Origin of the sequence: Vibrio satsumensis (assembly GCF_050337435.1) — a bacterium.
In the GTDB taxonomy this organism is placed as follows: Bacteria; Pseudomonadota; Gammaproteobacteria; order Enterobacterales; family Vibrionaceae; genus Vibrio; species Vibrio satsumensis.
On sequence record NZ_JAKJSX010000016.1, the window covers coordinates 18773 to 32861 of the forward strand.

Annotated in this window: 12 protein-coding genes and 1 pseudogene; 4 read left to right on the plus strand and 9 right to left on the minus strand. The window is 44.7% G+C overall.

The genetic code is table 11. The features are described 5' to 3' along the window. The first annotated feature begins 32 nt into the window (after positions 1–32). From L4C44_RS19540 to L4C44_RS19550, 3 genes are all read left to right on the plus strand, one after another. Positions 33–1268, plus strand: coding sequence for a pyridoxal phosphate-dependent aminotransferase (locus L4C44_RS19540; RefSeq protein ID WP_048661469.1), 1236 nt, complete (start codon positions 33–35; stop codon positions 1266–1268). 168 nt (positions 1269–1436) lie between these two features. Continuing rightward, entirely contained in the window at positions 1437–2021 is a 585-nt protein-coding gene (gene yfbR / locus L4C44_RS19545; RefSeq protein WP_285953329.1) for a 5'-deoxynucleotidase, read from the plus strand. Positions 2022–2076: 55 nt separating this feature from the next. Then, positions 2077–3420, plus strand: coding sequence for an anti-phage deoxyguanosine triphosphatase (locus tag L4C44_RS19550; RefSeq protein WP_048661470.1), 1344 nt, complete (start codon positions 2077–2079; stop codon positions 3418–3420). Positions 3421–3446: 26 nt separating this feature from the next. Here L4C44_RS19550 and L4C44_RS19555 read toward each other — a convergent pair whose 3' ends face one another. Beyond that, positions 3447–4046: a tRNA-uridine aminocarboxypropyltransferase gene (locus L4C44_RS19555; protein WP_132982555.1), complete on the minus strand. Its 600-nt coding sequence runs from the start codon at positions 4044–4046 to the stop codon at positions 3447–3449. Between the two features lie 9 nt (positions 4047–4055). Here L4C44_RS19555 and rrtA point away from each other — a divergent pair, with 9 nt between their 5' ends. After that, a complete protein-coding gene (rrtA, locus tag L4C44_RS19560) occupies positions 4056–4604 on the plus strand; it encodes a rhombosortase (protein WP_428805600.1) in 549 nt (182 codons plus the stop codon). Here rrtA and L4C44_RS19565 read toward each other — a convergent pair. The 8 genes and pseudogenes from L4C44_RS19565 to L4C44_RS19600 all read right to left on the minus strand — a co-directional run. Then, positions 4595–4894, minus strand: a complete 300-nt coding sequence (locus tag L4C44_RS19565) for a ComEA family DNA-binding protein (RefSeq protein WP_048661473.1) — start codon at positions 4892–4894, stop codon at positions 4595–4597. The genes rrtA and L4C44_RS19565 overlap by 10 nt on opposite strands. Before the next feature lie 261 nt (positions 4895–5155). Then, entirely contained in the window at positions 5156–7021 is a 1866-nt protein-coding gene (gene ppiD, locus L4C44_RS19570) for a peptidylprolyl isomerase (RefSeq protein WP_048661474.1), read from the minus strand. 219 nt (positions 7022–7240) lie between these two features. Further along, a complete protein-coding gene (locus tag L4C44_RS19575) occupies positions 7241–7534 on the minus strand; it encodes an HU family DNA-binding protein (RefSeq protein WP_012604504.1) in 294 nt (97 codons plus the stop codon). A gap of 169 nt (positions 7535–7703) precedes the next feature. After that, on the minus strand, positions 7704–10055 hold the full coding sequence (gene lon, locus L4C44_RS19580; RefSeq protein WP_428805601.1) for an endopeptidase La: 2352 nt from the start codon (positions 10053–10055) through the stop codon (positions 7704–7706). Positions 10056–10187: 132 nt separating this feature from the next. Further along, positions 10188–11468: an ATP-dependent protease ATP-binding subunit ClpX gene (gene clpX, locus L4C44_RS19585; RefSeq protein WP_009847283.1), complete on the minus strand. Its 1281-nt coding sequence runs from the start codon at positions 11466–11468 to the stop codon at positions 10188–10190. An 81-nt stretch (positions 11469–11549) separates the two neighbouring features. Beyond that, positions 11550–12176, minus strand: coding sequence for an ATP-dependent Clp endopeptidase proteolytic subunit ClpP (clpP, locus tag L4C44_RS19590; RefSeq protein ID WP_004736080.1), 627 nt, complete (start codon positions 12174–12176; stop codon positions 11550–11552). 105 nt (positions 12177–12281) lie between these two features. Next, positions 12282–13580, minus strand: coding sequence for a trigger factor (gene tig / locus L4C44_RS19595; protein WP_017106221.1), 1299 nt, complete (start codon positions 13578–13580; stop codon positions 12282–12284). Between the two features lie 294 nt (positions 13581–13874). After that, positions 13875–14057 (minus strand): annotated as a pseudogene (locus L4C44_RS19600) (hypothetical protein); the annotation flags it as partial. Between the last annotated feature and the right edge of the window lie 32 nt (positions 14058–14089).

The following is a 14089-nucleotide window of genomic DNA, read 5'->3' on the forward strand; positions in this document are numbered from 1 at the left end:
AAAGTATTTAAATTAATTTCAGGAAATCGGCAATGCAAAATATCGGGATGTCGTCAAAACTCAACAGCGTATGCTACGAAATCAGGGGGCCTGTACTCAAACATGCTAAGCGCATGGAAGAAGAAGGGCATAAAATACTGAAGCTTAATATTGGTAACCCCGCCCCATTTGGTTTTGACGCCCCTGATGAAATCCTTGTTGACGTAATCCGTAACCTACCGACATCTCAAGGTTACTGCGACTCAAAAGGCATCTATTCAGCCCGTAAAGCGGTTGTTCAGCACTACCAGAAAAAAGGCCTACGTAATCTTGATGTAGAAGACGTTTACATTGGTAACGGCGCATCAGAGCTTATCGTTATGTCTATGCAGGCGCTACTGGATAATGGTGATGAAATCTTAGTTCCCGCTCCAGACTACCCACTATGGACAGCATCAGTGGCACTTTCTGGCGGTACTCCGGTTCACTACATGTGTGATGAAGATGCCGATTGGTACCCAGATCTTGATGACATGCGCGCGAAGATCTCTCCAAAGACTCGCGGCATCGTTCTGATCAACCCGAACAACCCAACAGGTGCGGTTTACAGCCGTGATTTCCTACTGCAAGTTGTCGAGATTGCACGTGAACACGGCCTAATCATCTTTGCTGATGAGATTTACGATAAAGTACTTTACGATGGTGCAGTGCATACCTCTGTTGCAACACTTGCTGAAGACGTATTAATGGTCACGTTCAACGGTCTATCTAAGGCTTACCGTGTATGTGGTTTCCGTGGTGGCTGGATGTTCTTAACAGGTCCTAAACACCTAGCAAAAGGTTATGTAGAAGGGCTAGAGATGCTTGCCTCGATGCGTTTGTGTGCCAACGTACCAATGCAGCACGCTATCCAAACGGCATTAGGCGGCTATCAGAGTATCAATGAGTTGATTCTTCCTGGCGGCCGTCTACTTGAGCAACGTGACCGAGCATGGGAACTGATTAACAAGATTCCTGGCGTTTCTTGTGTGAAACCAAAAGGCGCAATGTACTTGTTCCCTAAGATCGACACCAAGATGTACAACATCAAAGACGATCAGAAATTCGTACTAGACTTCCTTAAGCAAGAGAAGGTGCTATTGGTTCAAGGTACGGGCTTCAACTGGCCGAAACCGGATCACTTCCGCATCGTGACTCTGCCGCACATTGAGGATCTAGAAATCGCGATTGGTCGCCTAGAGCGCTTCTTGCAAACTTACAGCCAAGACGATCTCGTCGACGTTAAATAAACACAATGAAAGGTGGCTACAATTTGCTGTTTTAAAAGACTTTAACTTGTATTCAATCACTTCTATGCTTAAAAGGCTCCTGTTTAGGAGCCTTTTTTGTATCCGCTGTCTCGTACAGTTTGTGGCAAACACAAGGTACGAGTGGAGCACTCTCTAGATAGGACACTTATGAAACAGAGCCATTTCTTCGCCCATCTCGCACGCATGAAGCTGATTCAACGTTGGCCCCTGATGCGATCTGTTTCAAGCGAGAACATTTCAGAACACAGCCTACAGGTCGCTTTCGTTGCCCACGCTTTGGCGCTGATCAAAAACAAGAAGTTTGATGGTCAACTTAATCCTGAGCATATTGCTCTGCTTGGCATGTACCACGACACCAGTGAGGTACTGACAGGCGATTTGCCTACCCCCGTCAAATACTACAACCCAGACATCGCCCAAGAGTATAAGAAGATAGAAGCCGCCGCAGAGCAGAGACTGCTTTCGATGCTGCCAGATGAATTCCGAGATGACTTCGCCCCATTTTTAATATCTGGGACAGCGAGTAAAGAAGAGCAAAGCATCGTCAAGCAGGCCGACACCATCTGTGCTTACCTCAAATGCTTGGAAGAGCTCAGTGCGGGCAATCATGAATACGAGCAAGCCAAGCGCCGACTGGAAGAGACACTCGAACAACGCAAAAGCCCAGAAATGGACTACTTTCTCACCACATTTGCGCCAAGCTTTGAATTATCACTAGACGAGATAAGCTAGCTGGGTATAAGTTGTTTTTAATTAGCTAAATAAAATCAATTTGATAGGTGCTATTTTGAATTCTCTACTCGAACCACCCTTTGTACTCGAACAAGAATGGCAGCATCGAAATGACGATGAACATAAAATAAGACGAGATGATCACCGTAGCCCATATCAACGTGACCGAGCGCGCGTGCTTCACTCTGCTGCTTTTCGTCGCTTACAAGCGAAAACCCAGATTCATGGCACCATGGTGAATGACTTTCATCGAACACGCCTTACTCACTCTCTTGAGGCCGCCCAGCTTGGCACAGGTATCGTTGCTCAACTGAAGAAAAAGCAACCCGAGTTTCGAGACCTATTACCCTCAGACAGTTTAATTGATTCACTGTGTTTGGCTCACGACATCGGTCATCCACCATACGGACATGGCGGCGAAGTCGCACTCAACTATATGATGCGCGACCACGGCGGCTTTGAAGGCAACGCTCAAACGTTTCGCATTGTCACTCAGCTAGAACCTTACACTGAGAATCACGGGATGAACCTGTCTCGACGCACGCTACTGGGGTTAATTAAGTACCCTTCGCTGCTCAGTCAAGTCCAAGCGAGATTACAGTCTGAACCTGTAAAGCATCAACGACAGCTCCGAGCCAAAGATTGGATGCCGGCAAAAGGCATCTACGATCATGATGAAGAGTTGTTTAACTGGGTGCTTGAACCGCTTTCAAGCAGCGACCAACAGCTCCTAAAACAGAAAAGAAAAACGCATACCGAGCCACTTGAGCACAATAAGACCAAATATAAGTCACTGGACTGTTCGATCATGGAGCTGGCTGATGACATCGCGTATGGCGTGCACGATTTAGAAGATGCGATTGTGCTTGGTTCTGTGACCAAAGCTCAGTGGATCGAATCGGCTTACCCTCAGCTGAAAGAGATGGCCGACCCTTGGATTTGTGAACACCTAGATTCAATTACAGAGATGCTTTTCTCTGGTGAACAGTATCGTCGAAAGGATGCGATTGGTGGAATCGTCAACGCATTGTTGACCAGTATTTCAATTAAGCGAGTGGATGCTAGCTTTGAGAATGTGCTTTTGGCTTACAATGCGGTGCTTGAACCAAGCATGGACGGCACGCTTGATAAACTGAAACACTTTGTCAGCGAGTTTGTGATTCAAGTGCCTCAGGTTCAAGTCATCGAATACAAAGGCCAACAGATCATCATGGATATGTTTGAAACATTCAGCGCTGATCCTGAACGCTTGCTGCCACTGCCCATCAAGAAACAATGGCTACAGCATCAAGATGAGTCTCGAAAAATGCGCGTGATTGCGGATTACATTTCATCAATGACTGATGATCTTGCGCAGAAAATGCATCAGCAACTATTCTCGGCTCATACCGAGTTTTAATTCCTGACTCATTTTACTGAAACGGCTTAATCTAAGTAGTTTTTCTCAAACACACCCGGCGGCATTTGATTGATTTGAAACTGAATCATTTGGTCAAATGCCGTTAGCAAAGGGCTAAATTCGCCATCACTCTCTAACAAGCTAAGCAAATGATAGCCAGCTTCAACGGTTGAAAGGCTGTTTTCACTGGGTGCTTTGCGAATTCGGTAATTACCCTTGAGATCTTTGGGTAAGTGGACCGTGTTCAACGCATGCAAGTTATTCGACACTTGCCACATCTTGAATGCTTTCTTCCACGTCCCATCCAATAAAATCACACGTAGCTTCTTGCTTGGGTATGTTGCCGACTCAACAGACACAGAATTTTCACTTGGGTATAAAATCACATGTTGGTACTGTTCATCGGTCAGCAATGCGTTCAGTTGTTCGTTGTCTGAAAAGTCTTCACCAACAAGCGTCACGCTGTTTTTTAGAGATAACGATAGAATACGCGCGGTTCCCATCGGACGGTGCTCTTCTGATGGGTGCTGAAGAATGATAAGCTCAACATTCGATTCGAGTGGTGTAACCCACTGACAAATACAAGCTTTCAAAGCCTTGCTGCATTGGGGGCAATAACGAGACATGGATTTAATGTGTACCCTGTTTTAATTTTCACTTCACTTTTATGCGTCTTATTCCAATTTGAGCCAATACAAGCTTGGGTCGTATGGGATAGCAATGCGATTGCCGAGGGGCAATGGTGGCGGATCCTAACAGGAAACTTTTCACATACCAACTACTCGCACCTTCTGATGAATCTAGCAGGCTTATGGATCATCAGCTATCTGTTTCAACCGAGTAAACAACAGCTTGTTCTTGCTCTGCTTGTGATTAGTCTAGTGACTGGGATCGCTCTGTTGTTTTCGAGTATTCAGATCTATGTTGGCCTATCTGGCACTTTGCATGGGTTGTTTGGCTTATTCGCGCTCAGAGAGGCTTTAAACGGCAGGAAATCTAGTTGGCTATTAGTGTTGGGGTTAGTAGCTAAAATCGCTTGGGAGCAGCTTGTTGGCCCCTCTAGCACGACTGGCGAACTGATTAACGCTCGTGTCGCAATTGAAGCCCACCTAGCAGGTGCTCTGGCCGGGGGCTTCATAGCTATCGTTTTATACCTAACCAATAAAGAAACGGATCAAAGCTGAATTCTTTCGCGGTTCTTTTTAACTGTCGCTTCACCTATCCCTTTGACACTCGCCAAGCCATCAGCAGTTGTAAACGCCCCGTTCTGCTCTCTGTAGTCGACAATCTCTTGGGCTTTTTTGTCACCAACACCAACCAGTAGTGCTGATAGCTCTTCTGCTGTCGCGGTATTGATGTTAACCGTAATCTCAATGCCATCGTAAAGCTCAGCTTTAGTTGGGCTGTCTGCAAACACTGCAGGGCTTAAGAGCATCAGAAATGAAAGAAGTAGTGTTGAATATATCGTGCGCATAAATCGTTCCTTTGTACAAAAAAGGTAACTTATGCATTTGCAGCACTAGATAACACAATCACCAGACAAAAATAAAGCGGGTCTCCTAAGTGACCCGCTTCGTTATACATCTTGTTTTCATCAGTTTGTTTGTTGGCTCACAAATCTGATTTATCGAATAAACCTAATTTGCAAAACAACAACCATCGCATGTTGACTCTCGGTAGTCAGTAACCAAATAGGCTTAACTACCGAGCTAAGCTAACTCAAGCTAACCTGAGCTTACTGACCTTGACCCACTACGTAATATTCAACGTCTGCGTTTTTACGAAGTACGTTTAGTACGTTCGTCAGATCTTGTTGGTTGCCAACTCGCTCCAATTGTGCACCAATTTGAGTGCTGTAAGCTGGGTTGATTTCAGCCGTTACCTTAGAAAGCTCAACAACAACGATGTTACCGTCTTGGTCTTTAGATTGACCGAACACAGCTTGGCCTGCTTCTGGTTTCGCTAGAGCGAATACAGATGCTGCTAACGGAGAGTTGCGGTCAATCGTTTCAAGTTCAGTGAACTCAAGATTGTTGTCCGCTAGCACTGCTTCATTGCCTTGCTTTAGTTCGTTCACTAGAGAAACACCTAGTTCAACCGCTTGTTGCTCAGCTTGTACAGCAGACAATGCAGCGACAACTTGATCTTTCACTTCAGCTAGAGGAAGAACTGTCTCGTCGCGAGTCTCTTCTACACGAACAACGATCACGTGCTCAGGAGCCACTTCGATAACTTCAGAGTTTAGACCGTCTTCTTTCACTTCAGGGCTCAAGATAGCTTGCATAACTGCAGGCGTCATCAGAACTTCTGGAGCGTCAATTTGAGAGATGAAATCTGTTGTTGTGATCTTCGCATTGATAGCTTCTGCAGAATCATCAAGAGAATCTGGGAATTCAAACGCTACTTTTTCTAGCTCAGTTTGTTGCTCGTAGAACTGGTCTACAGCGTGCTGGTCTAGAAGCTCTTGCTTAATCTCTGCCGCTACTTCAGTGTAAGGCTGAGCTTGAGACGCTTTTAGTTCGTCGAGCTTGATGATATGGTAGCCGAAATCAGATTTAACTAGACCAGTCGTGTCACCAATATTCTCAAGAGCGAAAGCCGCGTCTTCGAATGCTGGGTCCATCACATCGCGTTCGATCCAACCTAGGTCACCGCCAACGTCAGCACTGCCGAAGTCGTCAGATTTCTCTTCCGCTAGCGTAGCAAAATCAGCGCCTGCATTTAGTTCGTCTAGGATAGACTGAGCTTTCGCTTCGTCATCGCCTTGAACTAAGATGTGGCTAACTTTACGTTGCTCTTCAGTTGAGTACTTGTCTAGGTGCTCTTGGTAGTACTTCTGCGCTTCTTCATCGCTTACTTCAAGCTGAGACTTAAGTGCTTCAGCAGAAAGCTCAATGTAAGATACCTTCGCTTGCTCTGGACGAGTATAAGCCGCAGGGTTCTCTTGGTAGTACTGTTCGATCTGTTCGTCAGTTAGCTCGATGCCTTTCGCAAGGTCAGCAACAGACAGTGTCACTGTGCGAATGTCACGAGTTTGTGCGATAAGCTTGCTCTGAGTATCGATTTCACCTTGAAGAACGAATTCACTGCCTTGAAGTGCAGTCACAAGCTGGTTACGCATTAGGTCACGACGCATGTATTCAGCGAAGCTCTCTGCGCTGAAACCTGCACGACGTAGTGCCGATTGGTAAACTTCTTGGTCGAATTGACCAGCTGTTTGGAACTGAGGCATTTCTAGAATCATGGTACGGATTTGAGAATCACTGATTCGTAGGCCTAAAGACTCAGCTTGCTGCTCAAGCAGTACATCGTTGATCATGCGATCAAGTACTGATTTACGGAAAGACTCTACGTATGCAGGGTCTGCAAGCATTTGAGCGAAGTAATCGCCAAGTTGAGACTGCATGCGATTACGTTCGTTTTGGTAAGCCTGTTCGAACTCACCACGAGCAATTTCTGTGTTGCCAACTTTAGCTGCTGCGTTGTTACCGCCACCGGTGATGTAGCTGCCTACACCTGCGAATACGAATGACAGGATAATCAACCCAAGGATAATTTTTACCGCGATGCTATTCACGCCTTCGCGTAATCGATCCATCATAATTTAAGTGCTCTCCGGATATGAAGCATTGGCTTCAAAATAAAAATCTATTCACGCGATATTATCAGAAAAAGAAATGCGCATCAGTAGGATGCGCATAATTTAAATAAGTTCAATGTGCTTTGTACACATACTGTTTAAGAATGAAACATCATTTTTCAAACAGTAAACGCATTTTACAGCCTTCCCCTCGCAAAACCGAGGTTTCAGCCGTAGAAATTAGTTACATGCGTCTTTAAGTGCTTTACCCGCTTTGAAGCCAGGTACTTTAGCTTCTGCGATTTGGATCTCTTCACCAGTTTTTGGGTTACGACCTGTACGAGCAGCACGAGTACGAACACTGAAAGTACCAAAGCCAACAAGTGCAACTTGGTCGCCTGATTGTAGCGTTGTGCCAACTGCTTCGATGAATGCGTCTAGAGCGCGGCCAGCTGAAGCTTTAGAGATGTCTGCGTTTTCTGCGATTGATTCTACTAGTTGTGTTTTATTCACTGTTTTTCCCCTATGTGTCATCTGTGACTACTTCTTGATGACTGTACGTTCCATTTTGGTTTTAATTTAGCCGCAAGCCTTATTGCAAAAGGGCTACCGCTTTGATCAATAACTTAGCGTCCAAAAAAAACGCTGACAAGCCTTTTCGGGCCTATCAGCGTAATTCTTTACTTATTTTTGCTATGCATCACTATTTTTTCACGTCAAACTCGACCCCTGACGGATCTCGTTCTAGCGCTACTTTGAGTACTTCATCAATCCACTGAACCGGGATCACCTTCAAGTCAGCGATTACATTGTCTGGAATCTCTTCCAAATCACGCTCATTGTCTTTCGGAATCAGTACTGTTTTGATGCCGCCACGGTGCGCAGCAAGCAGTTTCTCTTTCAAGCCACCGATAGGTAAAACTTCACCACGAAGGGTAATTTCACCTGTCATACCAACCTCAGCCTTCACCGGGTTACCCGTTAAGCTAGAGACAAGCGCAGTACACATCGCGATACCCGCACTTGGGCCATCTTTCGGTGTTGCACCTTCTGGTACGTGAACGTGAATATCGCGTTTCTCGTAGAAATCTGAGTTGATACCCAGTTTTTCAGCACGAGAACGAACCACGGTCATCGCAGCTTGGATAGACTCTTTCATCACATCGCCAAGAGAACCAGTTTGCGTTAGCTTACCTTTGCCCGGCATTGCTTCGGTTTCGATAGTCAGCAAGTCACCACCAACTTGAGTCCACGCTAGGCCTGTTACTTGACCAATACGGTTGCTCTCATCCGCTTTACCGAAGTCGTGACGTTGAACGCCTAAGTACTCTTTCAGGTTATCCATGTTAACCGTTACAGACTTAAGGTCGCTGTCTAGCAGGATGTTCTTCACTGCTTTACGGCAGATCTTAGAGATTTCACGTTCTAGGCTACGTACACCCGCTTCACGCGTGTAGTAACGAATAATGCCGATGATTGCAGAGTCTTCAATCTCAATTTCGTGAGGCTTAAGACCATTGCGCTTAACTTGCTTGTCCAACAAGTGGCTCTTAGCAATATTCAGCTTTTCATCTTCTGTGTAACCAGACAGACGAATCACTTCCATACGGTCCAGTAGCGGGCCAGGAATATCCATCGAGTTAGAAGTCGCAACGAACATAACGTCTGACAGATCGTAGTCTACTTCTAGGTAGTGATCGTTAAACGCGTTGTTTTGTTCTGGGTCTAGTACTTCTAGAAGCGCTGAAGATGGGTCGCCACGCATATCAGAAGACATCTTATCGATCTCATCTAATAGGAACAGTGGGTTCTTAACGCCAACTTTAGACATCTTCTGGATTAATTTACCCGGAAGTGAACCGATGTACGTACGACGGTGACCACGAATCTCAGCTTCATCACGAACGCCACCTAGTGCCATACGTGTGTACTTACGACCCGTTGCCGCAGCAATCGAACGACCTAGCGAGGTTTTACCTACACCAGGAGGACCAACAAGACAAAGGATTGGACCTTTTAGCTTGTTGATACGGTTTTGTACTGCCAAGTACTCAAGAATACGTTCTTTAACACGCTCTAAGCCGTAGTGATCTTCGTTTAAGATCTCTTCCGCTTTCGCTAGATTCTTTTTAACTTTTGAACGCTTAGCCCAAGGAACGCCCACCATCCAATCAATGTAGCTACGTACTACTGTTGCTTCAGCAGACATTGGCGACATCATTTTCAGTTTTTGAAGTTCTTGCTCAGTTTTCTCACGAGCTTCTTGAGGCATCTTAGAGTCTTCGATCTTCTTCTTCAGAGTCTCGAATTCATCAGGTGCGTCGTCCATCTCGCCAAGTTCTTTCTGAATCGCTTTCATTTGCTCATTCAGGTAGTACTCACGCTGAGATTTTTCCATCTGCTTCTTAACGCGGCCACGGATGCGTTTTTCAACTTGCAGGATGTCAATTTCTGACTCCATTTGGCCCATCAAGAATTCCAGACGTTCTGTCACATCTAAGATTTCTAGAACGTGCTGCTTGTCTACCAACTTAAGTGGCATGTGCGCAGCAATCGTATCAGCAAGGCGAGCTGCCTCATCAATACCGTTCAGAGAGGTCAGAACCTCTGGTGGAATCTTTTTGTTTAGCTTAATAAAGCCTTCGAATTGATTGATCGCACTACGAACAACCACTTCTTGTTCTTTTTCGTCAAGTTCTGAGGTAACAACGTATTCGGCGTCCGCTAAGAAGAATTCACTTTCTTTGAATTGGTGAATCTTTGCACGCTGCTGACCTTCAACAAGTACTTTAACCGTACCATCAGGGAGCTTGAGTAACTGAAGAATAGTAGCGACTGTACCTACGTTAAATAGGTCGTCGATTGAAGGCTCATCAGTGTCCGCTTCTTTCTGCGCTACAAGTAGTACTTGTTTGTTAGCTTCCATTGCCGATTCAAGGCATGTAATCGATTTTTCACGACCAACAAACAATGGAATAACCATGTGTGGGTAAACCACTACATCACGTAGAGGTAGCACGGGGATTTCGATACGCTCGGAACGTTCCAAGTTCATATATTTCTCTCTTCCGCTTTAACTTATAAAGCAGTATATGGGGCTTAAACGACTGGATTCAATGGAAGAATAAAAAAAAGGAGGTAATTGCTTACCTCCTTTTTCAATTTGAGTGACTTGTCTAAAAAAGACCTACTCTGCAACAGCTGCTTGGTTATCTGAGTTGCTGTAAATCAATAGTGGTTCTGACTCACCATTAATTACCGACTCATCAATCACAACCTTGCTTACATCAGTTGAAGATGGCAGTTCGTACATAGTTTCTAGTAGAACACCCTCCAATATAGAACGTAGACCACGAGCGCCTGTTTTACGGTTCATTGCTTTCTTAGCAATTGCACGTAGGGCGTCTTCACGGAATTCTAATTCTGTATCCTCAAGCTCAAATAATGCTGCGTACTGTTTTGTCAGTGCATTCTTTGGCTCGCATAGGATTTGGATTAGCGCTTCTTCATCAAGCTCTGTCAGTGTTGTTGTCACTGGTAGACGACCAATGAATTCTGGAATCAGACCATACTTCACTAGATCTTCAGGTTCTACTTGAGTGAACAATTCACCGATAGTTTTGGTTTCGTCTTTTGAACGCACTTCTGCGCCAAAGCCGATACCTGAACCTGTTTCTACACGTTGTTCAATCACTTTATCTAGGCCTGCAAACGCACCACCACAGATAAATAGGATCTTAGACGTGTCCACTTGCAAGAACTCTTGCTGTGGATGCTTACGACCACCTTGAGGTGGAACTGAAGCAACTGTACCTTCAACAAGTTTTAGTAGAGCTTGCTGTACACCTTCACCAGACACGTCACGCGTGATTGATGGGTTTTCAGCTTTACGAGAAATCTTGTCGATTTCATCGATGTAAACAATGCCGCGTTCCGCTTTCGCTACGTCGTAATCACATTTCTGAAGCAACTTCTGGATGATGTTTTCAACATCTTCGCCCACGTAACCCGCTTCGGTTAGTGTTGTTGCATCAGCCATAGTGAAAGGAACGTCTAGGAAACGAGCCAATGTTTCAGCAAGTAGTGTTTTACCACTACCAGTAGGACCGATAAGAAGAATGTTACTCTTACCTAGCTCTACGCCTTCAGCTGTCGTGTCACCATTACGTAAACGCTTGTAGTGGTTATAAACTGCAACTGCTAGCACTTTCTTCGCGTATTCTTGACCGATTACATAGTCGTCAAGATGCTCACGAATCTCACGCGGCGTTGGCAGCGATTCCGATTCTTTCTTAGGAAGAACATCTTTAATTTCTTCACGAATAATGTCGTTACAAAGATCGACACATTCATCACAAATGTAAACAGAAGGACCTGCGATTAACTTGCGAACTTCGTGTTGGCTTTTGCCACAGAAAGAGCAGTAAAGCAGTTTACCGCTACCACCCTCTTTGCTTTTATCTGTCATTCGCTAACCTCTTAGCCTTTACTCTCTATGCTTGAGTGTATATCAATTTGAATCACTTTGCGTTAAACAATTGCCCTGCAATTATTGACCGCGGTGATTAAGAACTGAATCCACCAAGCCGTATTCTACTGCTTGATCAGCAGACATGAAATTGTCACGATCTGTATCACGCTCAACAACTTCTAGAGGCTGACCCGTGTGCTCTGCCAATAGTTTGTTTAGCTTTTGCTTGATCGTTAGGATCTCTTGCGCATGAATTTGAATATCAGACGCTTGGCCTTGGAAGCCGCCAAGTGGCTGGTGAATCATTACACGTGAGTTTGGAAGTACGTGACGCTTACCTGGAGTACCACCCGCTAGTAAGAATGCACCCATAGAGCAAGCTTGACCCATACATACTGTGCTCACGTTTGGCTTGATGAACTGCATTGTGTCGTAGATAGACATGCCTGCTGTTACGCTACCGCCAGGTGAGTTGATGTAAAGATAGATATCTTTGTCTGGGTTTTCTGATTCCAAGAAAAGCAGTTGAGCCACGACAAGATTTGCCATGTGGTCTTCCACTTGACCTGTTAAGAAAATGATACGTTCTTTTAATAGACGAGAATAAATATCGTAAGAACGTTCACCACGGGAAGTCTGTTCAACCACCATAGGGACTAGTGCGTCCATAATCGATGGCATTGTGTTTTTTTCTTGGTAGCTCATATTCTTATGTCCCTAAAATAAATGGCCCGAATGATTAAATCATACGGACCATTGTTAGCAGAATTGTTGACCGTACGTCAACCTTCTACGTCAGATATTACTATATTAAGCAGGTTGCTGATTCATTAGCTCGTTGAAGCTAACTTCTTTATCAGAAACTTGAGCTTTAGCGATGATTGCATCAATAGCTTGCTCTTCTAGAGCAACATTGCGCATGTTGTTCATCATTTGCTCGTTTTGCTCGTAGTAAGCAATTACTTCTGTTGGATCTTCGTATGCTGTAGCCATCTCTTCGATGATAGCTTTAACTTTCTCGTCGTCAGCTTTTAGCTCTTCAGTCTTGATTACTTCACCAAGAAGAAGACCTACAACTACGCGACGTTTAGCTTGCTCTTCGAACAGCTCACGTGGAAGTTGGTCAGCAGCTTCAGTGTTGCCACCGAAACGTTGAGCAGCTTGTTGACGTAGAACACCGATTTCTTGATCGATTAGAGCAGAAGGTACGTCGATATTGTTTTCGTTAACTAGACCGTCGATAGCTTGCTCTTTGATGCGGTTCTTAACAGCTTGCTTAAGCTCACGCTCCATGTTCTTACGAACTTCAGCTTTAAGACCTTCAACACCGTCAGCAGCGCCGAACTTAGAAACGAATTCTTCGTTTAGTTCAGGAAGTTCACGAGCTTCAACTTTGTTCAGCTTGATAGAGAACTTAGCTGCTTTACCTTTTAGGTTTTCAGCGTGGTAATCTTCTGGGAAGTTTACGTCGATTTCGAATTCCATACCTGCTGTTTTACCAACGATACCGTCTTCGAAGCCAGGGATCATGCGACCAGCGCCCATCTCTAGTGGGAAGTTCTCAGCTTTGCCGCCTTCGAATTCTTCACCGTCGATAGAACCAACGAAGTCGATAGTTGCACGAGAACCAGCGTCAGCAGCAGCTTCAACTTCAGTCCAAGTTGCTTGTTGCTTACGTAGAGTTTCGATCATTTCTTCAACGTCAGCTTCTTTAACTTCTACTGCTGGTTTCTCAACAGTGATGTTTTCTAGACCTTTCAGCTCAACTTCTGGGTAAACTTCAAAAGTTGCGTTGAATACTAGATCAGCGCCTTCGTTGTTTTCAACTGGTGCGAAAGTAGGTGCGCCAGCTGGGTTGATTTTCTCTTTAACGATCGCTTCGATGAAGTGACGTTGCATTACTTCGCCCATCACGTCTTGACGTACTGCTTTGCCGTACATTTTAGCAACCATCTTCATTGGCACTTTGCCTTTACGGAAACCATCGAAACGACGGTTTTTCGCGATGTTGCGTAGTTCAGCTGTAACTGCATCTTCGATGTTAGCAGCAGGAACAGTAATATTAAGACGGCGCTCTAGGCCTTCTAGCGTTTCAACAGTAACTTGCATTATATAAACCTCAAAACTGGCTCAGTAATCTGAGCATATGAGCCGTAACTTAGCTTTAATTCAAAAGCCGACGTTGTTGGCTGCATCCTTGTGTAGTGCTCTATCCGAACACCTAATTTAAAATCGAGCATTGATGTCTGAATTGATTATTCAACCAAACACCAGACTAATCAGCGATATCTTCGTTCTTCACACGTCGATTAAAACGTAATAAAGCTTGTTTTCAGAAACAAGAAAGGTATCTCCGATTAGCCTCAGGACAGAAATTTTAGACGCGACATTCTAGCGATCTGTTTAATCTCTGTCGAGCCGTTCACCTCTGCATGATGATGAATGCTCTAAATTCGTCCAACTAAGTGATACAAAAACGATCAAATCATCACTTAGCACAACAGAAATGGGGACAATAGCGACTTTTTCAAGGGAATCGAGGGCTTTTTTTGCTAAAAACCTTAAAAAGAGATCTTGCTCTTGTTTTACCCCTCAGAGTCGATAACTTTTTCAACAAT

What these genes read in the sequence shown, in the direction of transcription:
- L4C44_RS19540 (WP_048661469.1), top strand. Translation starts at nt 33, where the DNA reads ATGCAAAATATCGGGATGTCGTCAAAACTCAACAGCGTATGCTACGAA.
- L4C44_RS19565 (WP_048661473.1), bottom strand. Translation starts at nt 4,894, where the DNA reads ATGCGCACGATATATTCAACACTACTTCTTTCATTTCTGATGCTCTTA.
- lon (WP_428805601.1), bottom strand. Translation starts at nt 10,055, where the DNA reads ATGAACTTGGAACGTTCCGAGCGTATCGAAATCCCCGTGCTACCTCTA.
- clpP (WP_004736080.1), bottom strand. Translation starts at nt 12,176, where the DNA reads ATGAGCTACCAAGAAAAAAACACAATGCCATCGATTATGGACGCACTA.
- ppiD (WP_048661474.1), bottom strand. Translation starts at nt 7,021, where the DNA reads ATGATGGATCGATTACGCGAAGGCGTGAATAGCATCGCGGTAAAAATT.
- L4C44_RS19555 (WP_132982555.1), bottom strand. Translation starts at nt 4,046, where the DNA reads ATGTCTCGTTATTGCCCCCAATGCAGCAAGGCTTTGAAAGCTTGTATT.
- clpX (WP_009847283.1), bottom strand. Translation starts at nt 11,468, where the DNA reads ATGACAGATAAAAGCAAAGAGGGTGGTAGCGGTAAACTGCTTTACTGC.
- tig (WP_017106221.1), bottom strand. Translation starts at nt 13,580, where the DNA reads ATGCAAGTTACTGTTGAAACGCTAGAAGGCCTAGAGCGCCGTCTTAAT.
- L4C44_RS19575 (WP_012604504.1), bottom strand. Translation starts at nt 7,534, where the DNA reads ATGACACATAGGGGAAAAACAGTGAATAAAACACAACTAGTAGAATCA.
- yfbR (WP_285953329.1), top strand. Translation starts at nt 1,437, where the DNA reads ATGAAACAGAGCCATTTCTTCGCCCATCTCGCACGCATGAAGCTGATT.